Origin of the sequence: Peptoniphilus sp. BV3C26, from assembly GCF_000478985.1 — a bacterium.
GTDB lineage: Bacteria > Bacillota > Clostridia > Tissierellales > Peptoniphilaceae > Peptoniphilus_B > Peptoniphilus_B koenoeneniae.
Window position 1 is genome coordinate 39521 of the sequence record NZ_AWXB01000027.1, and the last position, 24300, is coordinate 63820.

23 protein-coding genes and 1 tRNA gene are annotated in these 24300 nt (G+C 33.8%); 3 read left to right on the forward strand and 21 right to left on the reverse strand.

The window, feature by feature from the left end:
• Positions 1-23: 23 nt before the first annotated feature.
• The gene (locus tag HMPREF1253_RS02745) at positions 24-1109 is read left to right on the forward strand and encodes a UTP--glucose-1-phosphate uridylyltransferase (protein WP_023055200.1); all 1086 of its coding nucleotides are present in this window, start codon (positions 24-26) and stop codon (positions 1107-1109) included.
• A gap of 269 nt (positions 1110-1378) precedes the next feature.
• Here the strand turns inward: HMPREF1253_RS02745 and hcp are convergent, their stop codons facing one another.
• The 6 genes from hcp to HMPREF1253_RS02780 all read right to left on the reverse strand — a co-directional run bounded on the left by hcp (position 1379) and on the right by HMPREF1253_RS02780 (position 5685).
• On the reverse strand, positions 1379-3001 hold the full coding sequence (gene hcp / locus HMPREF1253_RS02755) for a hydroxylamine reductase (RefSeq protein ID WP_202899121.1): 1623 nt from the start codon (positions 2999-3001) through the stop codon (positions 1379-1381).
• 39 nt (positions 3002-3040) lie between these two features.
• Positions 3041-3172, reverse strand: coding sequence for a 4Fe-4S domain-containing protein (locus HMPREF1253_RS09865; RefSeq protein ID WP_023055240.1), 132 nt, complete (start codon positions 3170-3172; stop codon positions 3041-3043).
• A gap of 36 nt (positions 3173-3208) precedes the next feature.
• Positions 3209-3862 (reverse strand): cupin domain-containing protein, encoded by a 654-nt coding sequence (locus tag HMPREF1253_RS02765; protein ID WP_023055234.1) that lies wholly within the window; start codon positions 3860-3862, stop codon positions 3209-3211.
• Positions 3859-4092 carry a DUF1858 domain-containing protein gene (locus tag HMPREF1253_RS02770; protein WP_023055247.1) on the reverse strand — a complete coding sequence of 78 codons (234 nt, stop codon included), beginning with the start codon at positions 4090-4092 and terminating at the stop codon, positions 3859-3861. The genes HMPREF1253_RS02765 and HMPREF1253_RS02770 overlap by 4 nt, the downstream gene beginning before the upstream one ends.
• Before the next feature lie 13 nt (positions 4093-4105).
• Positions 4106-4792, reverse strand: coding sequence for a DUF2249 domain-containing protein (locus tag HMPREF1253_RS02775; protein WP_023055239.1), 687 nt, complete (start codon positions 4790-4792; stop codon positions 4106-4108).
• A gap of 74 nt (positions 4793-4866) precedes the next feature.
• On the reverse strand, positions 4867-5685 hold the full coding sequence (locus HMPREF1253_RS02780) for an ATP-binding protein (protein ID WP_023055223.1): 819 nt from the start codon (positions 5683-5685) through the stop codon (positions 4867-4869).
• Positions 5686-5781: 96 nt separating this feature from the next.
• Here HMPREF1253_RS02780 and HMPREF1253_RS02785 point away from each other — a divergent pair, with 96 nt between their 5' ends.
• Positions 5782-6435, forward strand: a complete 654-nt coding sequence (locus HMPREF1253_RS02785) for a Crp/Fnr family transcriptional regulator (protein ID WP_023055229.1) — start codon at positions 5782-5784, stop codon at positions 6433-6435.
• Positions 6436-6720: 285 nt separating this feature from the next.
• Here the strand turns inward: HMPREF1253_RS02785 and HMPREF1253_RS02790 are convergent, their stop codons facing one another.
• The 15 genes from HMPREF1253_RS02790 to HMPREF1253_RS09610 all read right to left on the reverse strand — a co-directional run bounded on the left by HMPREF1253_RS02790 (position 6721) and on the right by HMPREF1253_RS09610 (position 23384).
• Entirely contained in the window at positions 6721-6978 is a 258-nt protein-coding gene (locus HMPREF1253_RS02790; RefSeq protein ID WP_036739260.1) for a hypothetical protein, read from the reverse strand.
• 22 nt (positions 6979-7000) lie between these two features.
• A complete protein-coding gene (locus tag HMPREF1253_RS02795) occupies positions 7001-9436 on the reverse strand; it encodes an FtsX-like permease family protein (protein WP_023055196.1) in 2436 nt (811 codons plus the stop codon).
• Complete coding sequence (locus HMPREF1253_RS02800; protein ID WP_023055204.1) at positions 9429-10109, reverse strand: ABC transporter ATP-binding protein; 681 nt, start codon at positions 10107-10109, stop codon at positions 9429-9431. The genes HMPREF1253_RS02795 and HMPREF1253_RS02800 overlap by 8 nt, the downstream gene beginning before the upstream one ends.
• Before the next feature lie 49 nt (positions 10110-10158).
• Complete coding sequence (locus HMPREF1253_RS02805) at positions 10159-11019, reverse strand: HAMP domain-containing sensor histidine kinase (RefSeq protein WP_023055228.1); 861 nt, start codon at positions 11017-11019, stop codon at positions 10159-10161.
• A complete protein-coding gene (locus HMPREF1253_RS02810) occupies positions 11020-11670 on the reverse strand; it encodes a response regulator transcription factor (RefSeq protein ID WP_023055194.1) in 651 nt (216 codons plus the stop codon). It lies immediately after the preceding gene.
• 431 nt (positions 11671-12101) lie between these two features.
• Positions 12102-12189 (reverse strand) — tRNA-Ser (locus HMPREF1253_RS02815).
• A 28-nt stretch (positions 12190-12217) separates the two neighbouring features.
• On the reverse strand, positions 12218-13645 hold the full coding sequence (gatB, locus tag HMPREF1253_RS02820; protein WP_023055219.1) for an Asp-tRNA(Asn)/Glu-tRNA(Gln) amidotransferase subunit GatB: 1428 nt from the start codon (positions 13643-13645) through the stop codon (positions 12218-12220).
• The gene (locus HMPREF1253_RS10590; RefSeq protein ID WP_023055241.1) at positions 13642-14265 is read right to left on the reverse strand and encodes an amidase family protein; all 624 of its coding nucleotides are present in this window, start codon (positions 14263-14265) and stop codon (positions 13642-13644) included. Before HMPREF1253_RS10590 ends, gatB begins: the two co-directional genes overlap by 4 nt.
• On the reverse strand, positions 14256-15068 hold the full coding sequence (locus HMPREF1253_RS10595; RefSeq protein ID WP_023055208.1) for an amidase: 813 nt from the start codon (positions 15066-15068) through the stop codon (positions 14256-14258). Before HMPREF1253_RS10595 ends, HMPREF1253_RS10590 begins: the two co-directional genes overlap by 10 nt.
• Before the next feature lie 3 nt (positions 15069-15071).
• The gene (gatC, locus tag HMPREF1253_RS02830) at positions 15072-15353 is read right to left on the reverse strand and encodes an Asp-tRNA(Asn)/Glu-tRNA(Gln) amidotransferase subunit GatC (RefSeq protein WP_023055215.1); all 282 of its coding nucleotides are present in this window, start codon (positions 15351-15353) and stop codon (positions 15072-15074) included.
• A gap of 2 nt (positions 15354-15355) precedes the next feature.
• Positions 15356-17314 carry an NAD-dependent DNA ligase LigA gene (ligA, locus tag HMPREF1253_RS02835; RefSeq protein WP_023055233.1) on the reverse strand — a complete coding sequence of 653 codons (1959 nt, stop codon included), beginning with the start codon at positions 17312-17314 and terminating at the stop codon, positions 15356-15358.
• On the reverse strand, positions 17311-19500 hold the full coding sequence (gene pcrA, locus HMPREF1253_RS02840) for a DNA helicase PcrA (protein WP_023055195.1): 2190 nt from the start codon (positions 19498-19500) through the stop codon (positions 17311-17313). Before pcrA ends, ligA begins: the two co-directional genes overlap by 4 nt.
• Positions 19497-20180, reverse strand: coding sequence for a ThiF family adenylyltransferase (locus HMPREF1253_RS02845; protein ID WP_023055250.1), 684 nt, complete (start codon positions 20178-20180; stop codon positions 19497-19499). Before HMPREF1253_RS02845 ends, pcrA begins: the two co-directional genes overlap by 4 nt.
• The gene (locus HMPREF1253_RS09605; protein ID WP_023055230.1) at positions 20177-21289 is read right to left on the reverse strand and encodes an S-layer homology domain-containing protein; all 1113 of its coding nucleotides are present in this window, start codon (positions 21287-21289) and stop codon (positions 20177-20179) included. Before HMPREF1253_RS09605 ends, HMPREF1253_RS02845 begins: the two co-directional genes overlap by 4 nt.
• Before the next feature lie 112 nt (positions 21290-21401).
• Positions 21402-23384, reverse strand: a complete 1983-nt coding sequence (locus tag HMPREF1253_RS09610) for an S-layer homology domain-containing protein (protein WP_023055203.1) — start codon at positions 23382-23384, stop codon at positions 21402-21404.
• Positions 23385-23514: 130 nt separating this feature from the next.
• Between HMPREF1253_RS09610 and HMPREF1253_RS02860 the strand changes: the two genes are divergently transcribed.
• Positions 23515-24246: a bifunctional precorrin-2 dehydrogenase/sirohydrochlorin ferrochelatase gene (locus HMPREF1253_RS02860; RefSeq protein ID WP_023055253.1), complete on the forward strand. Its 732-nt coding sequence runs from the start codon at positions 23515-23517 to the stop codon at positions 24244-24246.
• Positions 24247-24300 lie beyond the last annotated feature (54 nt).

Here is a 24300-nt window from a genome sequence, read left to right on the forward strand (position 1 = left end):
GGTAACATTATATTGGTGATAATATGAAAATTAAAAAAGCGGTTATTCCTGCGGCAGGCCTCGGCACAAGATTTTTGCCTATTACAAAATCTATTCCCAAGGAAATGTTACCTATAATTGACAGACCTGTTATAGATTTTATAGTTCAAGAAATTGTTGATGCCGGCATTGAAGAATTGTTAATAATAAGCGGAAGGAACAAAAGTCCTATTGAGGATTATTTTGACAATAATCCAGAAATTGAAGAAGATTTACTTAAAAAAAATAAAATAGATCTTTATAACTGTGCAAGTTTTAAATATCCTTTGGAGATTACTTTTAAAAGACAGGGTAAGCCCTTAGGTCTTGGCCATGCTGTTTTAATGGCAGAAAATTTTACTTGCGGACAAGATTTTGCTCTTCTTTTAGGAGATGAAATCATTGATCCTCCCCATGCTATTTCTCAGCTTATAGAAAAATATGAAAAAGTTAATTCCACTGTAATCGGCACGAGAAAAGTTCCAAGGGAAGATCTTACAAAATATGGAATAATTGATGGAGAAAACTTTGGTGATCTTATAAAAGTCAATTCTTTAGTGGAAAAACCCCCTATTGAAAAAGCTCCTTCTAATTTTGCAATAATGGGCCGATATGTAATAAAAAATGAAATTTTTGAAATTTTAAAAAATACAAAAGCAGGTCATGGTGGTGAAATCCAACTTACTGATGCTTTAAATACTCTTGCTCATAATTCTCAGGTTTATGCCTACGAATTTTCTGGTCAAAGATTTGATACTGGTAATAAACTCGAATATGTTAAGGCTCAAGTTTATTATGCTTTGCAAAAAGAATATTCTAAGGAACTTCTATATTTTTTAAAAATTTATAAAATAAAAACACTTTTACTTATTTTTAGTAAAAGTGCTTTTTATTTGGAAAGGAAATCATATATTGATAGAATTTCAGCCTATGGTTGCAAATGCAAGGTCGTGGGTGCAAATGAGGCTGTGGGGGTGCAATTCAAGGGGTATGGGTGCAAACTCATATTAGCAGCAAAAATCCGCAGTCAAATATGTCTGCGGACTCTGTTTTATGTTTGTATTATCCTTCGATTTCCATTCCGTTTTTAAACCGGAACAGTAGTGCTCCATTGTTTTTTACCGTTATGCTTTCTATTACAGAAATCCACAGCTTATTATCAAATTCCGTGATGGGATTTTCGGTTTCGTGTAGTTCTAACATAAATGCCCCGATTGAATCTGCCTGGCCTTTTCTTTGTTTGCTTTGAGGGGACAAATCCACATTAGAAAGGTTACAGTGAATTTTTCATATTTTTATAGAATAAAAGACCTGCAGAATGTTCACTATCCTACAGGTCAGTCTAAATTAAAAATTCTTTTTATTCAATAAGAATTTTTAAGTCTTCATCAACAGTAGTGATCCCCGCGATACTGAAGTTCTCTACCAACACCTTTGCCACATTCGGTGACAGGAATGCCGGAAGTGTAGGGCCAAGATGAATATTCTTTACACCCAGATACAACAGCGCGAGAAGCACGATCACGGCTTTCTGCTCATACCAAGCGATGTTGAACGCCAGCGGCAGTTCATTGATATCCTCAAGCTCGAAGATCTCTTTCAGCTTAAGAGCGATCAATGCCAGTGAATAGGAATCATTGCACTGCCCCGCATCAAGAACTCTCGGAATTCCGCCAATATCACCCAGATCCAGCTTATTGTACTTATACTTTGCGCATCCGGCTGTAAGAATGACAACATCTTTCGGAAGTGCCTTTGCAAACTCCGTATAGTAATCACGGCTCTTATGTCTGCCATCGCAGCCCGCCATCACGACAAATTTACGAATAGCTCCGGATTTTACCGCGTTTACAACAGGCTCTGCCAGAGCAAATACTTGCTCATGGGCAAATCCGCCGATGATTGTTCCTGTTTCGATTTCTGTCGGTGCAGGGCATCCTTTTGCCTGTTCAATAATTGCGGAGAAGTCTTTTTCCTCCCCATATTCTCCGGAGATATGACCGCATCCTGGATATCCCGCAGATCCTGTCGTCCATAGGCGGTCTTTATAGCTGTCCTTCGGCGGCACGATGCAGTTGGTGGTCATAAGGATCGGGCCATTGAATGATTCAAATTCATCCTTCTGCTTCCACCACGCATTGCCATAGTTTCCGGCAAAGTGAGGATATTTCTTAAATGCCGGATAATAGTGTGCCGGAAGCATCTCAGAATGCGTATAGACATCAACTCCGGTATCCTTCGTCTGTTCCAGAAGCATTTCCAGATCACGAAGGTCATGTCCGGAAATCAAAATGCCAGGATTTTTTCTGACACCAAGGTCTACCGTAGTGATCTCAGGATTGCCATAGGCTTCCGTATTCGCCTTGTCAAGTAGCGCCATACCATCCACTCCAAACTTTCCGGTCTCAAGTGTCAGCGCCACAAGATCGTCTACCGTAAGGGAATCGTCCTGGATCTTTGTCAAAGCTTTCTGAATAAATGCATCTACATCTTCATTGTCCTGAATTAGAGCATTCGCATGTTTAGAGTAAGCCGCAAGTCCCTTCAATCCATAAGTGATAAGCTCACGAAGGCTTCTGATATCTTCATTTTCTGTTGCCAGAACTCCAACATTCTGTGCTTTTTCGTCAAACTCCGCTTCATCTCCATTCCAAAGCGCCGCTTCAGTCAGACATTCTTTGCTGTCAAGTCTTGATAACTGTTCTTCTTTAACCTTCAGTGTGTTTTTAATCGCAGCAATGATCGCCTTGCGGTCAAAATTCGCATTTGTAATCGTAATAAAGAGATTCATTGTAACGAGGTGATTGATCTCTTTTGAGACCTCTTTCCCCTCACTCCTAAGAGCTGTTGTTACTGACGATAATCCCTTTGTCACATAGATCAGAAGATCCTGCATAGCCGCAACTTCCGGCTTCTTGCCGCATACCCCTGAAACTGTACATCCTTTGCATCCCGCTGTTTCCTGGCACTGGAAACAAAACATCTTATTCTCTGCCATGAATATTTTCCTCCTTCTGTTAACTTATACTTCCTCTATTGCTCCTACCGGGCATCCGTCTTTTGCTTCAGCCGCAGCAGATTCACTTTCTACCGGAACCTCTTCTTCTATTGCTTTCGCAACTCCCTCATCTGTCATAGAAAATACTTCCGTCATTTACCACATACTTCATAATAATCACCTATCTTTCTCTTATTCCAATGTCAAAAGAAGCGCCATCTTGAACTTCTTCGTTGCTTTTACCGAGTGCAGACCGGCTTTCGCAAAATGGAAATTCTCACCCGCCTTTATCGGGTGTTCCTTACCCTCATATCCAATAACGCCTTCGCCATCCAGCGCAAAGATGATTGCTTCGCCGGGTGCGGCATGCTCAGAAAGGCCGGTGCCCTCATCAAAAGCCATAACCACAAATTTCATCTTGTCATTGTGTGCCACGTCCATGTTTACGATTTTACCTTCCGCATAAGGCACAAGATCCGCCAGTTTAAAAACTTCCCCCGCTTTAATCGCTTCATTCATAATATCCTCCTTCCTGATCATGATCTCTGTATAAACTGCGCCTTCCGATGTTCTAATTCCCATCGGTACATCCGTCAGAGTCACGATACTTTCTTCTTTTTCTATCTTCTTTGAAAAGCCATCCGTGCCATAGACTTCCATGTTTCCATCTGCCACAACGAGCAGCTTGTAGTAGGGATAGATCTCCGCACTGATATCCGTATTCTTCGCCAGTGAAAAGTAAATAATATCATTAATTCCACTGTATACTGCCTTGGATATCGTACACCCCGGCACCGGCTGATTATCCTTTGCTATGGAGAATACCTCTCCGGTCTTTTCGTTCATACCATCACCTGCTTATGCGCTTTGATAAGATCCGATATCCTGCTTATAAGAACGTCTGCGTCCATGCCGGATTTTTTGCTCATCTCCGTAATTGTGGCTTTTCCAAGCATCACCTTGCCTACCGGAGTATTCAACAGCTTGAACTTATCATTGACCTTTGCCATCTCATCCTTAAGCCACGGATATGTGATGATCAGGTCTTTCAGTTTTGTATCTTTCGTAATCTCCATATCCCTTACCACCTTACTGAACCTTTACATCCGGATTTTTCTCACCGAACTTTTCTTTCAGCGCTTCACAGATCTCACCGCGCGCTTTTCCCTTCTTCTCCATGTTCTTGATCGTCTTATATGCGGCAAACAGTGTGGATGGCCCAATTTCAGAGCTGAAATAACCGATTCCCTGATTCCAGGCCAGAAGTTCAAACACATCATCAAGTGCTGCACTGTCTAATCCGTGGATATATGCCTTTACCAGTTCTCTTGTCGCCTGACGCATCCTGCCGGCACCGACTGCATTTGTCAGCGAAAGAAGCAGACGCATCTCATAAGGCAGATGTCTCTTGTTGTCATTCCAGGTCAAATCCCAGAATTCAACCGCTACCTTTCCCAGCCCTTCATCAATCAGCGGCATATTTGTAAGCGCTGCCGGTCTCATCGGAATATCCTTCTCTTCCTGCTTCACAATCGTCCTGTAAAAATAGGCATGAAACTCCGTATCACCTGTCTGCTCTGTATGATGCTCATAACCGAGATCTTCCATCACCTCATAAAGTGGGATCGGATCAAAGCTCTGCACAACCTCAAGCCCCTGTCCAACCGAGAGTCCCATTGCCTGTTTCTTAAGTCCTTGGAAGAAATTGCCCTGGATTCCTCTTACGTCAACTGTCTTAAATTCCGCTGTTTTATCTTTCCAATCTGAATAACTCATAATGATACCTCCTGTTTTCTTTTATACTTAGACTAACATTTTTATTGAATCTTGTATGTGGTTCAAACCACATTTTAACCCAAAATTTTTCCGTCCCTCGAAATGGTCACAACCTGCCACGGGATGAATTTCCCGCTGTTACGCAGAGCGTTTTCCGCCGCCCTCTGAAGGCCGCCACAGCATGGAACTTCCATGCGGACGATGGTCACACTCTTGACATCATTTTTCGCTATGATCTCAGTCAGCTTTTCGGAATAGTCGATATCATCCAGCTTCGGGCATCCGATCAACGTGATCTTTCCCTTCATGAAATCCTCATGCATATTGGCATAAGCATATGCTGTGCAATCTGCCGCAATCAAGAGCTTCGCTCCGTCATAGAATGGCGCCTGTGTCGGAAGAAGCTTGATCTGGCAAGGCCACTGATTCAGCCTTGAGACCGGCTTTGAAATAACCGCCTGCTGAATGTTTTCCTTGTTTTCAAGGGCCTCCTCTTCGCGCTTCATCTGCATCGCCCTCGACCCCGGACATCCACCGTGAGGCATTGACCCGCCTTCCTGCAAATGCTTCATCATTGCCGCTCTACGTTCTTCTTCATTTTCGATCTTCATGATTTCTTCTGTAGTCATCTTATCTTCCTCCAACTTCTTAATCTTTTGCATCTGAGCTGCCTTAACAGCCGCTTCGTCATATGCCGGTGCTTCCCGCTCCTCAAAGGTGATCGCGCCCGTTGGGCAGCCCGGCAGACAATCGCCAAATCCGTCGCAATAATTTTCCCGTACAAGCTTTGCCTTACCGTTAATCATGTCAATCGCACCCTCATGGCACGCAGTCGCGCAAAGTCCGCAGCCGTTGCATTTTTCTTCGTCTATGTGAATTATTTTTCTAATCATCTCAATATCCTCCTTGCCTTCTTGATGTCAGTATAGTATACTTTCATGTATAAGTATGTGGTTTGAACCACATTTTGAAAAGAAAAGAGATTTTTTATGAATGACGATTTATTAAAAAAAAGTATCCTGTTTAAAGACATGACAGACACCGAACGGAATGAATGCCTTCTGACACTCAATGCGCACAGAAAATCATATAAAAAAGGAAACGCCATCCTTCACGCCGGAGATCTTACGGATCAGATGGGGATGGTGCTCTCCGGCAGCGTAACAATAGAGAGCAACGATATGTGGGGTAACCGTACCATCCTAAGCCACGTAGGGTCAGGACAATTTTTTGCTGAAACCTATGCCCTGCTTACAGAAGAAGTTATGCTTGTAGATGTTATGGCAAACGAAAATTGCCAGATCCTCTTCATCCATATTGGTGATCTGATCTCAAATATGCAAAATGCAGTCTGGTCCCATAAACTATATAGAAATCTTTTGATGATATCATCACTTAAAAATCTGACGCTCTCCGGCCGCAGCTTTCACACTGCACCGAAAAGCGCCAGAGGGCGGATCCTTGCATATTTAAATACCGTATCACTGCAGAAACGCTCCACGGAATTTGATATTCCATTTGACCGACAGCAGCTGGCCAATTACCTAAATCTTGAACGCACAAACATGTCTAAGGAACTGACACGAATGCGAAGAGAAGGGATCATCGAATTCAGGAAGAACCATTTTAATCTTCTTAAATAAATGGAGATTATCTCATTCTCCCATTTATAATTAAATTCTAAAATCCTTTGAAATCAACATTTATTTCCTATTTCACCTAACTCTTGACATCCAGCATGCGCACCCCACGTGGCTTGAGTGGTCAGTATAGATAAATTTTGAAAATTTTCAAAAGCCTCGTATGTGGGAATATATTAATCAATACGTATCTTATAATACATTATATCATTCTGGAGCAAAGAAAGAAAAAAACAGCCCTATAAAAGAGCTGTTTAAATTATTATTTTCTTAGTCTAGTCGCATTACTTATATTAGATGACCAGCAAACATTGCTATCGGAAGTAATAAGATTAACATAATATTCAATACCATAAATAATCTGTCCTTTTCCTTTACCCCAAATATTAAACCTATTTGTTCAATAATTGGGCAACCAAACATTGATGTGAGTCCAGTTGGTCTTAGGTTTGTAAAGCCTTCAAATATATCTACTGGAAGTAGGTAGGAAATCACAAATATTACAAGTCCAAGTAGAAATATCTTCTTGCTTAATTTCTGTTTAATAGATACTCCTATTTCTTTGAAATTATTCTGTTCTAATCAAATCAATAGTTGGTCTGTCTAAAATTCTTTTTAAAGATAAATGATAAATTAGCACATTTATTCCGTAGACTACTAAAGAAAATGCTATAAATAATTTATAGTCATAGTATCTTAGGAGATTTAAAAAAGTCAATCTTGATGAGAATATAGAAATTATAAACATTACACCTATACTAGTTAATATAACTATAAGCAATGATTTTATCTGTTCATTTAAATATTCTTTTCCATAAACCCTTTTGAGTTCATCTAAATCCATTCCACAAGAATAAAAGCTTCCTATTTCTTTTTTTCTACTCAACAAACTTAGATTTATAGATGAATATCCATTTGTAATATTTAAAACCAATATTATTAATCCTATACCTAATACAATTTTCATTAGGTCTTGTAGACTCTCAAATTCTTTCTTTTCTTGCTCTTCCCCTACAGTAATATCAAATCTATCTTCAGGTGAAATTTGTTCCCTAATTAATGTTTCCGCATAATCTTGTGCATCTTTTGCATCGGAGTCATTTACTTTCATATTCAAAGTATAAGGATAGTTTTTATATTTTTCATCGCCAGTTTCTTCCATTAGATTGAAAAATGTATCGAAGTCGGTGTAAATTTTCACATCGAAGGGCATGGTTCTAGACTTAATTTTCCCCAAATCATTTATTGACTTTGAAATCTTAATACTTGTTTGGTAATCATCTCCAATACTTATATCAAGACTTGTTGGATTATCAAAATATGGAATTTTCTTTGCTTTAGATATAGGTATGGAAGAATCTTCTTGGATCATATTATAAAGTAGAAATTCTCCCTTATTTCCTCCAAGCTCTTTTAAGTCTTCTTCTTCTAAGGCTATTAAAAATCCATCCATTCCCTTCGCATTATATTTTTCAATATTTTTTTCAGCCTCTTTATCTAGGCTTGCATTCCTAGCTTCTTTTGAAAAATCTTTATTATTTTCAACTATTACATGTTTTTGTTTAGAAATATAGGATTTTTCATTAGAAATATTTTCATCAATCTCTTTTAGTACCGATGGCACTTCATCCTTATCACTATAATAATCTACAGAAAAGTTATATCCATTATCATAATACGAATAGTCTCTAAGATAATTTGAAATTCCTATTACAATTACAAATACTGAAATGATTAGAATTCCAATAGCTGAAATAAATCTTTGTGATTTTATTGAAGCTAAGTTGTTAATTCTTAGTTCTTGCCATAAGTTCTGTTTCTTCTTTTTCTTATACTTGGAAAAATCTATATTTCCTCTTATGCCGTCTATAATATTTATTTTAGAAATCTTTTTCGCAGGGGATTTTATAGCTAATGCCACAATCACAAAGGAAACGAAAAGTATTGCCAAACTTAATAAGGGATTAAATTTCATCACTTCAAAGGCACTTACTACTTCACCTTTTGTTATGTTTTTATACAAACAATACATAAAGAAAAATCCTGCAATGTGTCCTAATAGTATTGGAATTGCAGTTGTAACAAGTCCTTCCTTTAGGAGTAAGAGATAAATTTGTCCATTGGTAGATCCTATAGACTTATAAATGGACAGCTCTCGAATCTTCCTTAGCCCCCAAACCCAAAAGATGTTTTTTATAAAAAACACAAAGATTACTATACATCCAAGAACCGATAGAACAAGAACAGCCTTGCTCATTATGTTTTGTAAGGGTTCGTTTTCCACTCCATAATAATTTATGAGACCTTCTGAAAATTCTAAATTAACATCTTTACCAAGTGTCTTATTTATTTCACTTTGTATCTTGTCTCTATTTTTGTAGGCTTCTTCAAAAGAATGAAATTTTACAAAAGTCCTGAAGGTGGTCATTTTATCTTGTAGTCCTAGAGCAAAATTTAGTTTACTGTACTTGTTGTAGACATCTCCGTAAACACCGACTAAAGTAAAACTTTTAGAACCTTTAATCTCAAATTTTTCTCTGTCAGTATTTGCACTTGTGGGACCTATCTCTTCGCCATTTAGAAACCTTTTGCCTAAATCAAGTTCTACACGATCGCCTATTTTAAGTTTATTTTTCTTTACGAGGCTTTCAGATAGTACAATTTCGTCTTCCTTTTCAGCAAATCTGCCGCAGGTAAGTCTTGAATACTCTCTTATCTTATTGATTGCTTCGTCTTGGTAGTTTATAACGACTAAATCGTCAGCAAGTTTTCCATTATCAGGATTAAGAGACATTTTTCCGACCAAATCTATATCTTCAATGGACTTTAACTTTTCAACATCTTCATTTGAAAGTTCTTCTTTAATCTCTCCATGATAAAAGCTAGAAGCCATGTAGTATCCATAGTTAGCCTTCATATTTGTATATCCGTAATAAAAAACCACAGTAAAAAACAGACTTACAATAAATAATGAGATGAAAATAGGAAAATTCTTCTTATTCATTTTTTTCATCTCCTAGGATTTTTCCATCGACTATTGTAATAATACGATTTGCTTGTAAGGCTATTTCTTCGTCATGGGTGATTAGGATAATTGTCTGTTTTAAAGTTTTGTTAAAATATTTAAAAATTTCAATTATTTCCTTAGAATTTTTTCTATCCAAGTTTCCAGTCGGTTCATCTGCCAATATGATAGATGGATTGTAGATAAGACTTCTGGCTATGGCAACTCTTTGCTGCTGACCTCCTGAAAGCTCACTTGGAAAAGAGTCGAGTTTACTTTCTATGCCAAGTTTTTTTACTATATCTGAAAATTCATCTTGATTTATTTTTCTTTTATCAAGTTTTAATGGAAGTTCTATATTGTGACGAACTGTTAAATTTGGTATCAAATTATAAAACTGATAAATTAGTCCGACTTTTCTTCTTCTAAAATAGGCTAACTCCTTTGAAGAATACTTTGAGATATCATTACCATCTATATAAACCTTACCACCATCTGGACTATCTACCCCTCCTACAATGTGCAAAAGTGTAGATTTTCCAGATCCACTTGGTCCAACAATGGCAACAAACTCTCCCTTTTCAATTTCAAGGTCAATACCATCTAAGGCAACAACTTTGGAGTTTCCCTCTCCATATTCTTTTCTTAGGTTTTCTACTTTTAATATTTCCATACTTGCCTCCTTTTTATCTTAAAGAAAGCTTATTAAAGTAAAGTGACTTTTAAGTGACATTGTAAAATTTAATTTCAAATCTTGCTCCATTATCTGTATTAGTTACAGAAATTTCTCCATTGTTTTTCTCCACAATTGTCTTTGCCATGGCAAGGCCAATGCCGAATCCCTTTGAATCTGGTGTTTTATAAAAGCGTTTGAAAATCTTTTTTATATTTTCTTTTTCTATGCCTCCACCATTGTCTTCAATGATTAAGCTTGTATAGAGGGGGTTTTTGTATGATGAAACCACGATTTTATCACAAGTCGGTCTATTATCAGCATTCTTTATAATATTAATGAGAGCTTCTGCCAGCCAATAAAAATCTCCACAAATACTATTTTTCTTTAAACTCTCTTCTATTTCTACATTAGTAAATTTTTTTAAATTCAAAGTATCCAAAGAATAATCTACTAACTCACCTAAGTTAACTTGTTCTTTTTTCATAAGATTTTTGTTTGCATCAAGGCTTGATAGTTTAAGCAAAATATCTGATAGGGAGTTTAATCTGATTGTTTGCCTTTTTAAAATCTCTATATCTTCAATATCCGGAAAATCCATCTCCAAATTTTCTATGGAAAAAAGCATTGATGTAATAGGCGTTTTTATTTGATGGGCAATATCTTCTAGGTATTCTATTTGCTTTTCACTATTTCTAGTACTTGTCTCTTTTGCTTCGACTATTTCTATAAAAAGTTTGTAAATCTTATCTTCTAAAATCGAAAAATCGTCTTGCTTCATAGGAATTTTATAGTCTTGATTCTTCATTTTTTCTATCAGATCTATAAGCTCATTTATTCTATTTTTCTTTCTTTTTTCCAAAAAATAATAAAGAAGTAAAAGACTTATTATCCAAAATACATATATCATCTAATCCATCCTATATCCAATTCCTCTGACAGTAGTGATAACTTCCCTATCAAGCTTTTCTCTAATTCTCTTAATAGTTGATGTGAGAGTATTGTCATTTACAAACTTATCCCTATCTTCCCAGAACATTTCAAGCAGCTGGCCTCTTGTATAAACTCGGTGAGGATTTTTAATAAATAAGACTAGGATTTCATATTCTAGCGAAGTTAAATCCACCAGATTTCCCTTAAAATAAACTTTTGACTGATTAAAATCTATTTTTATATCCTTATAATTGATTGTTTTGTCTTGACTTAGAGCTATTGTCCTTAAAACTGCATCAATTCTTGCCCTTAATATTGCAAGGGAAAATGGCTTTGTTAAATAGTCGTCTGCTCCTTGATCTAGGGCGGCAATTATAAAATCTTCATCATTTTTTACAGTTGTTACAATAACTCTTATTTCCTTATCTTTTAATCTTTCTATCAAATGTTGACCATCTTTATCTGGTAGATTTATATCAAGTAGTGCCACATCCATGTCTACATTCATCATATAGTTTGCTTCGTAAAAAGATGATGCAATCTCTACCTCATAACCATTATTAACTAAATACTTTTCCATTTGTAAGGCAATTTCTTTATTATCCTCTATAATCAAAACACTCTTCATTCTAACCCTCTCATGTATCAACTTTGGAATCTATTAAATTAATTTGTTCTGTATCATTTGTCTATAAGCAATTTGATGCTACTATCCAATAATTACACTTATAGTATAACATTATCACTTATATTAAAAACAGACCCTTCACGGATCTGCTTGCTTTTAAATATTTATTTTATTTTCTCAAGAAGAGAAACTGATTCTACATGTATTGTGTATGGAAAGATATTTATAAAATAAAGTCGACCTTTACCCACAAAGCAAACCTTTTTATTCGATGAACTTCACGCAGCCAAGCAAAAACAAGAAAAGCCCGTCTCGTAAAGCGCACCAGGGCAGACTAACTTATGTCACGAAATGTTGAAATTCCTTGAAATCAATGCTTTTTGGCAAGGAAAAAGGAAGCACATTTTTCTATCAAAATATGCTTCCTTTTTTGGCGGGAAGAGGGAGATTCGAACTCCCGAGGCCCGAAAGCCCACTTGTTTTCGAGACAAGCACATTAGACCACTCTGACATCTTCCCATGTTGCAGAAATCTGCAACACATTTTATTATATGTTTTTTAATTTTTCAAGAATCATTTTATTTGCTAATTGAGGGTTTGCTTTTCCTCTTGAAGCTTTCATAACTTGTCCTACTAAGAAGCCTAAAGCTCTGTCTTTTCCATTTTTGTAATCTTCTATGGATTGAGGATTTTCTGAAATAATTTTATCAACTATTTTTTCTATCTCCCCTGTATCGCTTATTTGTATAAGACCTTTTTCCTTTATAATATCAAGGGGTTTTTTACCTGTTTCAAACATTTCTCGCAAAACTTTTTTTCCTGCATTATTGTTAATTTTGTTTTCTTTTATTTGTTCAAGTAAAATTTTCAGATCTTCTACTTCAAAAGGAGTTTTAAATTTTTCATCACCTTGCAAATCCACTCTTCTTAAAACTTCTGTCATCATCCAATTACTTGCCATATTATAGTCATCAAATTTTTCTACAAGTTTTTCATAATAATCTGCAAGTTCTATTGTAGATGTTAAAACTTCAGCATCATATTTTGGAAGTTTATATTCTTTTACAAATCTAAGACTTTTTTCTTTAGGAAGCTCCGGCATGGATCTTCTTATTTCTTCAATGTATTCATCGCTTATTTCAACAGGCGGTAAATCTCCTTCCGGTGCAAATCTATAATCTGCAACTGTATATTTTATTCTCATAAGCACAGTTTTATTGTTTGCATCATCCCATCTTCTTGTGGTCCTTAATTCTTCTTCTCCCTTTTCAAGAAGACCAATGTGTCTTTCAACTTCAAAGTCAATTGCTTTTTCTACTCCTCTAAAAGAGTTTAAATTTTTAACTTCAGTAACTTTTGTTTTTTTACCACTTTCAGTATCAATGACATTTACATTTACATCGCATCTTAGGGAACCCTCTTCCATTTTGCAGTCACTTATTCCCAAGTACACAAGGGTGCTCTTTAAATTTTCAAGAAACATTCTTGCTTCAGCTCCGCTATTCATATCGGGCTTACTTACAATTTCTATAAGAGGAACACCGCATCTGTTGTAATCCATAAGGGTATCTTCTTCCATGTGAAGAGATTTACCTGTGTCTTCTTCCATTTGTATTTTATAAATTCCAACTTTTTTTGGCCCCTCTTGGCCTTCTATTTCAATGTAACCATCATAGCAAATTGCCTGGTCATCTTGTGTTATTTGAAAGCCCTTTGTAAGGTCGGGATAAAAGTAATTTTTTCTGTCAAATTTACTGTGATTTTTTATTTCGCAATTTAAGGCAAGACCTGCCATAACAGAATATTTTACAACATTTTCATTTAATACTGGAAGTCCTCCCGGAAGTCCTAAACAAACAGGACAAGTTAAAGTGTTGGGTTCTTTTCCGTAGGCATTTTCGCAAGAGCAAAAGGCTTTTGTCTTAGTTGAAAGCTCAACGTGTATTTCAAGACCTACTATTGTCTTATATTTCATTTAAAACTCCTTTCAAATATATGGGCACAATTAATAATTACATCGTCTTCAAATCTTTTTCCTGTAAGTTCAATTCCTACTGAAAGGCCATCTTTAATGGGCATTGGAATTGAAAGAGATGGGCAGCCCGCCATATTTGCAGGAATTGTAAACATATCAGCTTGATAAACTTCAACACTGGACATATTACTTTCAAGTTCAAAGGGAAGCATAGGTGAAGTTGGACTCAAAATAAAATCATGATCTTTTAGAGCCATATCCATATCTCTTTTTATAAGTCCCCTTACTTTTAAAGCCTTATAATAGTAGTCTTCTGCAAGATCCAAGCTAAGTATATGAGTTCCTATCATAATACGTTTTTTTACTTCTTTTCCGAATCCTTCTCCCCTTGATTTTCTATACATTTCTTCAATACTTCCATATTCCTTTGTTCTGTGTCCAAATCTAAGGCCATCAAATCTTGCCATATTAGGAGCTATTTCTCCATTTACGAGAATGTGATAAGTTTCTATTACATATTTTAAATAGGGAAGGTCTATTATTTCAACTTTTCCTCCTAAATCTTGGAATTTTTTTATTGCCCTTTCAAATTCAGACATAACATTTTCTTTTAAATCCATTTCCATATAAATTTTTGGAATTGCAATTTTTTGTTTTTTAAATAAGTTTCATCTAAATTTTTTAAATCAATTTTTTCAATGGATTCATTTCCAAGACTTGTTGCATCTAATTTATCTCTTCCAACTAAAATTTTTAAAAGACTTGTTGCATCTTCAACGGAATGTCCCATTGTTCCCGGAGAATCAAAAGTATTTGCCATAGTGGAAATTCCATATCTTGAAATACTTCCGTAAGTGGGTTTTATCCCTACAATACCACAGTAGCTTGCAGGTTGTCTTGTAGATCCTCCTGTATCAGTTCCCACTGAAACAAGAGCTGTATTTGATGCAACAGAAGCTGCGCTTCCTCCTGATGAACCTCCTGGTACAAGTTTTGTATTTAAGGGGTTTTTTGTATAGCCAAAATAGGAACTTCTTGTTGTCGCCCCCATGGCAAATTCATCCATATTTGTCTTTCCTAAAATGACAGCTCCTGCTTCTTTTACTTTTTTACTTACAGAAGAGTCATAGGGAGAAATATAGTTTTCAAGCATTTTTGATCCACAAGTCATTCTTACATCTTTTAAAGAAATATTATCTTTAAGGGAAAGAGGAATTCCATATAGGGGAAGGTCAAAATTTCCTTCATCAAGTTCTTTTGCCCTCTTTAAAGCAAGATCATTTGTCTTAGTAATGTAAGCATTTATTTCTCCGTCTTTTTCTTCAATATTTTTTATATATGCCCTTGTAACTTCAGTAACTGAAAAATCTTTTTTTCTATAACCCTGACAAAGTTGTTCAAGGGATAATTCTGTTAAATTCATATTTTACTCCACAAACTTTATAATCTTAAAGAATCCGTATTTTTCTTCTGCTGTGTTTTCAGTAGCATCCTTCACATCTAAAGATTCTTTTACCTTATCTTCTCTTAAATTATTAATTGTTCCGTTGACCTGAAAAACTCCTTCTATATTCTCAGTGTCAATCTTAGCAATACTATCAATTAAATTCATAGTTTCAGAAAAATCTTCTTCAAAGTTTTTAAGCTCCTCTTCTGAAAATTCAATCTGAGCAATATCTGCTATGTGTTTAATTTCCTCAAGCTTCATTGTTACCTCCGCTTATTATACTCATCTTCATCTATTATTTCTATACCAAGACTTTGTGCCTTATCTGCCTTAGAACCAGGACTTTCTCCTATGATAACCAAATCAGTTTTTTTGCTTACTGATCCTGTCACTTTTGCTCCTAAACCTAAAAGCTCATTTTCAATTTCTTTTCTTGGCCTTGATAAAGCTCCTGTAAGAACTATTATTTTATCTTTAAAATAATTATTTTCTGTTTGTATTTTTGTGTAGTGGCTTTTTACTCCATACTCAATTAATTCATCAAGAGCCTCTTTAATTTTTTTATCTTTAAAAAATTCTACAATCTCATGAGCTGTTATAGGTCCTATATCTCCTATATCCTTTAGGTCTTCTTCTTTAGCCTTGGATAAATTTTCAAAAGATTCAAAGTTTTTTGCAAGATCTCTTGCAGTTTTTATGCCTACATTGTGAATTCCCAAGGCATATATAAAGTTTTCAAGTTCCACATCTTTACTTTTTTCTATTTCATCTAAAAGATTTTGGCTTTTCTTTTTTCCAAAACCTTCAAGTTTCATTAAATCTTTAAGTTCAAGTTTATATAACATGGGAACTTCTTTTATATTTAAATCCGATAAAAGTTTAAGGGCTGTTTTGTCACTTAAACCTTCTATATTCATACCATCTCTTGAAGCAAAATGAACAATCCTTGAAACAAGTTGAGGAATGCAGGATAAGGTATTGGGACAAAATATATGAACCCCGTCCTGATACAACTCCGCTCCACAAGATGGACAATGTGTCGGTTTTTCAATAGGAATAGTTTTTTCATCGCTGGGCACTACTCCTAAAATTTCAGGAATAACATCATTGCTTCTTCTTATTAAAACCCTTGAGCCTAACTCAACTTTTTTCCTTAAGATGTCATCATAATTGTTTAGAGTTGCTCTTGTAATAGTAGCTCCGCCTATGTCCACCGGTTCCAGAATAGCAGAGGGAGTAACCTTTGCACTCCTTCCCACATTCCAAACTACATCTAAAAGCTTTGTGGTTATTTCTTCCGCTTCAAACTTGTAGGCTATGGACCATCTTGGAAATTTATTTGTGTAGCCCAAAGCCTGTCTGATTTTCATATCATTTATTTTTATTGTTACCCCATCAATTTGAACATCTAAATCATCTCTTATTTTTCCTATGTGATTTATTTTTTCTATAGCCTCATCAATGGAAAAAACATGATAATAAATTGAATTTACCTTAAATCTATTGTCCTTTAAAAATTTTTTCATTTCTATGTCAGACTCAAAAGTTTTTCCTTCAATATAACCTATATTGTAAAAATAAGCAGTTAAATGCCTACTTTCAGTAACCTTTGAATCTAAGTTTCTCAAGGCTCCTGCAGCAGCATTTCTTACATTTTTAAGAGGCTCTTCATTTTCTTTATTGTATCTATAAAAGGCATCATAGGGCATTAATCCTTCCCCTTGAACTTCCATTTTTCCCTTATAATCAATTTTAAGAGGAATAGATTTTATGGTTTTTATCTGAGGTAAAATTTCCTCTCCTACAAGTCCATTTCCCCTTGTAGCAGCATTTACTAAAAATCCCCCATCATAAGTTAAATTAATTGTGAGCCCGTCAAATTTAAGCTCTATAACATAATCAAGTTTTTCATTAATATTAAGGCTTTCCAAAAGTCTTTTATTTCTAATTTCCCAATTTTTTAAAGCTTCAAAACTTTGAGCCTTATCCATGGAATAAAGAGGGCTTATATGAGTGTGTTTTACAAAGCCCTTTAAAACCTGTCCTCCAACTCTTTTTGTAGGTGAATCTTCTAAAACAATGCCACTTTCTTTTTCAAGTTTTACAAGTTCATCATATAAAATGTCATATTCCTTATCACTTACTAAAGGTTCATCAAGAGTATAGTAGTGGTATCCCAATTCATTAAGTCTATCTACAAGTTCTCTTAATCTATCTTTCATTTTATCAACTCCAAAGGTGCGAAGGAAAGCATAAGTCTTTTTATTCCTCCCTTGTCAAAAGAAATAACAACTTCATAATCATTTCCTTTTTTCGTTTTAGCAACAATCATTCCCTGACCGAAAGTTTTATGTCTCACCTTATCCCCTATATTTATATTTTTATTTTCCTTACTCATTTCCGGTTTTTGACTTTTCCATATAGGATATCTTAATAAATCTTCACCCTTATCTTTATTTGTTTTTGTAAAATCAATAACTTCAACGTTATTTTTTTCTTCACAGGAAATCTTTTTAATATCTCCCATTTCATCAATAAATCTGGATTCCCTATTAAATTGAGTGTTTCCAAACCTGTTTCTCGCCTTTGCTGAAGATATATATAATTCTTCCTCGGCTCTTGTTATGGCAACATAACAAAGTCTTCTTTCCTCTTCCACGTCTTCGTCTTCTTCCATGCTCATAAAAGAAGGAAAGATATTTTCTTCCATGCCCACTAAAAAAACAACAGGAAATTCCAATCCCTTAGCAGCATGAACTGTCATAAGTTTTACTCCGCTTTTCTCATCAGTTTTATCAACATCAGACAAAAGAGAAACCATGGCAAGAAATTCTTCCAGGCTTGCTCCCGCAACTTCTTTTTCAAAATCTTTTGCAGCGGAAACAAACTCCTCTAAATTTTCAATCCTCGTTCTGCTTTCTAAGCTTTTATCTTTCTGCAAATCACTTAAATAGCCTGAATCAATAATAACTCCTTCAATAAGAGAAGGCAGATCTAAATTTAGTGCCTTGTCCTTTAAGGTTTCTATTATTTCCTTAAAATCATTTATCTTCTTATTTTTCCCAAAGTCATATTTATCAGCATCTTCAATGACTTTTAAAATACTTATATTTTCACGAAGGGCAGCTTCTTCAAGTTTTTCAAGGCTTGTTAAACCTATGCCCCTTTTAGGTGTATTTATTATCCTCTTTAAAGAAACATCATCATTTTCATTTACGAGAAGCCTTAAATAGGCAAGAATATCCTTAACCTCTTTTCTATCATAAAACCTTAGACCGCCTATGATCTTATATGGAATTCCCTCTCTCATGAGCATATCTTCAAAGCCTCTTGATTGAGCGTTAGTCCTATATAAAATTGCAAACTCATCAAAAGATCTGCCCTTATAATTTAATTGCTCAATTTTATTTACAACACCCCTGTCCTCCTCAATAGAATGTTCATATCTTTCATATTCCACATCTTTTCCATCCTCTTGAGAAGTCCACAAATTCTTTTTATACCTATCTGAATTATTTTTTATTACTGAGTTTGCAGCTCTTAAAATATTTCCCGTCGACCTATAATTTTGCTCAAGTAAAATAACTTTTGCATCCTTATAATCTTTTTCAAAATTTAAAATATTTGAAATATCCGCCCCTCTCCACTTATAAATGGATTGGTCATTATCTCCTACTAAAGTTAAATTTGGATTTTCTCTTGATAAATACCTTATTAAAAAATACTGCATTTTGTTGGTATCCTGATACTCATCAACAAAAATATAATCAAACTTTTCCCTATAATAGTTTCTAACTTCAATAGAATCCCTTAAAAGTTCAACAGTTTTTATAATCAAATCATCAAAATCTAAAGCATTGTTGGTCTTTAAAGATGAATTATAATCTTCATAAATCTCACTTAAGATTTTATCGTAAAAGTTTTCCCCGTTTTCTTTAAGAAATTCTTTAGGACTTACTCCTTCATTTTTTAAAGATGAAATTTTTGAAATTATAGCCTTAGGTTTAAACATTTCACCGTTTAAATTTCTTCTCTTTATAATATCCTTAAGTAAAGTTACCTGGTCATGGGTGTCATAAATAGTAAAGTTTTTACTAAAGCCAAGTCTATCAATATTCATCCTTAAAATTCTTACGCAAATTGAGTGAAAAGTTCCAATCCACATTTTTGAAGCATCAGTCATAAGAAGTTTTTCAACCCTATCTCTCATTTCTCCAGCAGCTTTATTGGTAAAGGTAAAGGCTAAAATTTTAGAAGGAAAAACATTTAAATGCTCTATTAAATATGCAATTTTACTGGTTACAACTTTTGTCTTGCCAGATCCTGCTCCTGCAAGAATTAAAAGAGGACCCTCAGTTTGGTAAACCGCTTCTCTTTGTCTTTCATTAAGTTCTTCTAAATAGCTCACTTTAATAACTCCCTTACAATATATGATCCAATCATTAAGCCTGCAGACGGAGGAACAAATGGTGTTGAACCTGGAGTTCTTTTATCTTCCGATAAATTATTTGGCTTTTCCGTACTATAAATTACAATGGGATCTAAATTAATATCTTTTAGCAATTTTCTCATACGCCTTGCCAGAGGATCCGTATGAGTTTTTGAGATTTTTGTAATTATAAGTTTTGATGGATCTAATTTATTACCCGTTCCCATTGATGAAATAATAGGAATCTTATTTTCTTCTGCATTTTTAATTAAAAGTAGCTTAGCTTTAACATCATCAATGGCATCTGCAATAAAATCATAATTTTTAAGATCAATTAAACTTTGGCTGGTTTCACTATAATTTATTTTATAAGCTTCAACTATAATTTCAGAATTTATATCTAAAAGTCTTTTTTTTAATACACTGACCTTATCTAAACCTAAAGTTGAATCCAAAGCTATAAGTTGCCTATTTTTATTTGTTATATCAACAAAATCTCTATCAACTATACCTATTCTTCCTAGGCCTACCCTTGCTAAAGATTCTGCCACATAGGAACCCACTCCACCTAAGCCGAATACAATAACTGATGAATTTTTAAGCTTTTCACTTCCATCTTTTCCGATTACTTTTTCAGTTCTTTCTTTCCAATTTGTCAATTTATGTCTACCTTTGTTACATTTCCATTAACAATTTCAATATTTGAAAAATACTCTTTGTCTTTTTCAAGAGACCTGTCAAAATAATATACAAATTCTCTTGGCCCCTTATAATTTAAAGATATATTTAAAATTTCCACAAGACTCTTATATCTTGAATCTTCCTTCTCAATATTTTTTATTTTAATATTTGCAGGAAAAACCATATTTTGGGAACTTATATCTTCAAAATAATTTTTAACAATTCCATCTTCAATAGTAAATTTAAATATGCTTCCAATTTTACTTATGTCAATTTTTACAGAAGACTTATAATTTTCCATAGTTCCATCATGTTCAATTGTTAAAATATCATCTCTTATATCAACTAATTTTCCTTGAATTTCTTTAGAATTTTGAATTTTTTCACTGTTTTTGTCTATAACTGAAGAAGATGCCTTTAAAATTTCTGGATTTGTTTTTAAAATCTTATCCATAATAACCGCCATTTCCGATCTTCTTACATATCTTTTTCCCAAAAACTTTCCGTCACTTCCTGAATCAGAAAAAATTCCAAGTTCTACAAGACTTGCAAGATAACCTTGAGAAATGTAAGGAGTATCAAATAAATCCTTATGTTTTAAAAGAGATGTGTCTCCATATTTATTGAGTTTAAAAGCTCTTCCAAGATAAACTACAATTGAATTTCTGTCTGGATACTTTTTATTTTCTATAAATCCGCCCTTTTTCCCTGCCTCAAGAGTTTTTTCACTTATTGTTCCTCTTACTAAATTAAATTTAACCGCACTATCTGCCCATAAGGGTATAGAATACTTACTTAAATCAATTTGTAAATTTTTTATTTGTTCAGCCTCTTCTGGACTTACTTTTGAAATGCTCTCAATTATTTTTAAAGTTTCTAAAAAAGAAACAGGATTTTCAGGTTTAAAATTTCCATCAGGAAAACCTGAAAGTAAATTTTTTTCAGATAAATCAATAATTTGTGGATAAGCCCAAGAAAATGGTCCGTCTTTTTTTAAATCTTTATATTCTGCAGCAAAAACTGAAGCTGGCAGTAAAGATAGGGATAAGCCTAAGATACTTAATCTATATAAAATTTTATTTTTCATAAAAACCTCCATTTTTTAATTATAACACATTATATATTATTGAAAATAAAGAGCCCTTAAGATGAAGGTAAAAAAAATCAGCCTTAATTTTAAGGCTGATAATTTTTTAATTTTATCTTATATCTAAGATGCGTCCTCCCCCATTGCTATAATAAGGATTATTAGATACTCCATATAAATACATTACAGGGGTGATATAAATAGGTCTATAAGAGTTTAGGTTTTCTTGAACTACAACTATGAAATCTCCTCTTTCTCCATCTCTTAGATTGATGTTTTGAGCTTCAAAAGTTTCTCTATCTAAAGTTCTTAAATTTGTATTGGAAACTATTTGTTGAGAATTTATAATTGTGAAAAGATCTTTTTGGTATAGGCTAGAAAGATTATCTCTTCCTTTAAAAGCTGTAACTTTATAAATTCCGTAACCTCTTGAATCATAGCTGTTATCAAAAAATCTCATAGTTTCTATGTTATTACCTTTTAAAGTTAAAATAGCATAAACATTTCCGCTTCTAAGATTATTTCCAGAAATGCTAGTTATTTTAGAGTCTGACATTCCCCAATAAGCATTGTTATTTACAATGTTATAGGAATAGCTTCTATTTGTAGCATAATCTGCAATTGTTAAAGTTCCTGCATTTCTTGCATTGTCTATAGAAAAATCAGTTATTTTTCCGAAAACTGTAGCACCTTGATTTTGATTTACTAAGTTTTCTCCTATATACCTGAAGTTTGTAGGAGCGTAGAAATTATCTCCAACTTTTTTATTATCTAAAAGCGGATTTTTTCCGTAAGAATCAACTTTTGCATAGAATTTGTAATCTCTTCCGTCATTTAAAGTTAAAGTAAATTCTCTTATTTGTGAATTAGGTAAAACATTGCCTATAGATTTAATTAAACCTGAAACATTTCCAGTTCTTGGAGTTACATATAAATCAGTTACTCTACCTTGAGAGTTTGTCTTATATTCAATAAGATCTCCAGCTTTTATTTGTCCTAAGTTTGATTTGTAGCCTAAGATGTAAATATTTGCTGGTGTTTCCAAATAATAAGAACCTATATTTGTTGTAGGAATTGATTCAGATTTTGTATAATCAACATTTGTAGAATTACTTGCATATCTTGCAGTAAATCCATTACTTGAAATGTCACTTACATATCCTACGAAACCTTCCATAATGTCAGTTATTTCAATTTCTTTTGCAAGTCCTTCGACTCCATTTATGTTTCCTTGAACATAAGAAATTTTTACAGTTTGTCCTTCTTTAATATCTTTTGTAGAAAGGACTTTTCCATTTGAAGTAACTTTTGTGTTGGCGTCATAGGCAAAAGAATATCTCTTTATAGATGTTTCAATAATAACTCTGTTCATATCATTTACAGTTGAAGCAAGTAAAACTTTTCCGCTTATAGTTTCTACTTCTTGTTTAGCTGTATAATCATAAGATGCTTTTGTTATTATTGCCATTTCAGAACGTCTTATTCCACGTTCACCTTCAAATTTACCGTTTGAACCTGTTGCGGTAAATATGTTTGCTTTTACTAGGCTTGTAAGATAATCTTTAGTGAAATCTTTTAAATTTCCAATATCTTTGTGTTTTAAGACGCTGTGGTCTGAATCTCTTTTAAGCTTTAAAGCCTTTGCATAAAATACAGCAATATCTTTTCTATAAGGAACTTCAATTTTTTTAGCATCAAACATTTTATTATTATGTGCTATCTTCAAAGTATCTTCGCTGAAAACATCTCTATAAAGACAAACTGCAACGGCCTCTTTAGCCCAATCATCAACTTTTAATTTATTAAGTAAATCTTTGTATTTATTTAATGCAGTTTTAGTTTCAGTATCTGAAGGATTCATAATTCCTTTTAGGAGAGAACAAGTTTCAAGAAAATAAACTTCTTTATCTGGCTTAAATTTTCCGTCAGGATATCCTGCAATAATAGATCTGTCACTTAAAACATCTATTGCATCATATGCCCACCCATAAGGTCCATTACTTTTAACATCGCTAAAGCTTTTAGCAAATGCTGCACCAGGGATAAGAGTGGCTGCGGCAAGAGTGCATGCAACTATCTTTTTTAAATTTTTCATTATATACCTCCATTCGTACTTATATTATACCACAGCTTAATTTTTGATTTTATTACAAGTTAATTGCAAATATAAAAAATTAATACATGACTTATATTATCATTGTGATATAATTAACCAAGGAGGAAATATGAGATACTTACCTATTACAATCGATACTAAAAACAAAAGTATAATTGTCTTTGGCGGAGGAGAAATTGTACTTGAAAGAGTAAAGACTCTTTTAGAAACTGAATTTAAAATTTATTTGGTCAGTGATAAAATAATTGATGAGCTTTGGAATCTTGCAAAGGAAAATCCTGAAAGACTTTTAATTAAAGAAATGATTGTTGACGAAAAATTTATCTTCTTTGATTTTGACTATTGCATAATTGCAACTATGGATATGAAAGTTAATGCAGCTCTTGAAAATAGGGCTAAGAAAAATAATATTCCCTATGAACGCGAAGATATTTTAAGTGAAAGTTCTTTTAATTTTATGAAATCATCTTCCATAGGTCAAATCACACTTGGAGTTTCTAGTGATTCAAATAATACTTCCCTTGAAAATATAGTTTTTGAAGATATTGAAAAACTTACAAATTCATACAATCCTCAAAAATTTGATATCCTTTCAAAAATCAGAACCGCCCTTGTTAGAAAAAACACTCCCAACATTGATGAGATTATTAAAAATTTGTATGATGATGAGCATATTAATTTAAATACTTATCTAAACAATATTAATGTTGAAGCAAAGGCTGAAAAAGAAAATAATATGGCGGATCTAAAAGATTATATTAAAGATTTAAATAAGGCTTCTAAAAAAACAAGTCTTGAAGATTTGAAAAAAGAATTGAAAGAAGAAAAATACCGAAAATAGTAATTATTGACAAAGATTCTGAAAAAAATTACTTAAAGTATTAAAAAATACTCC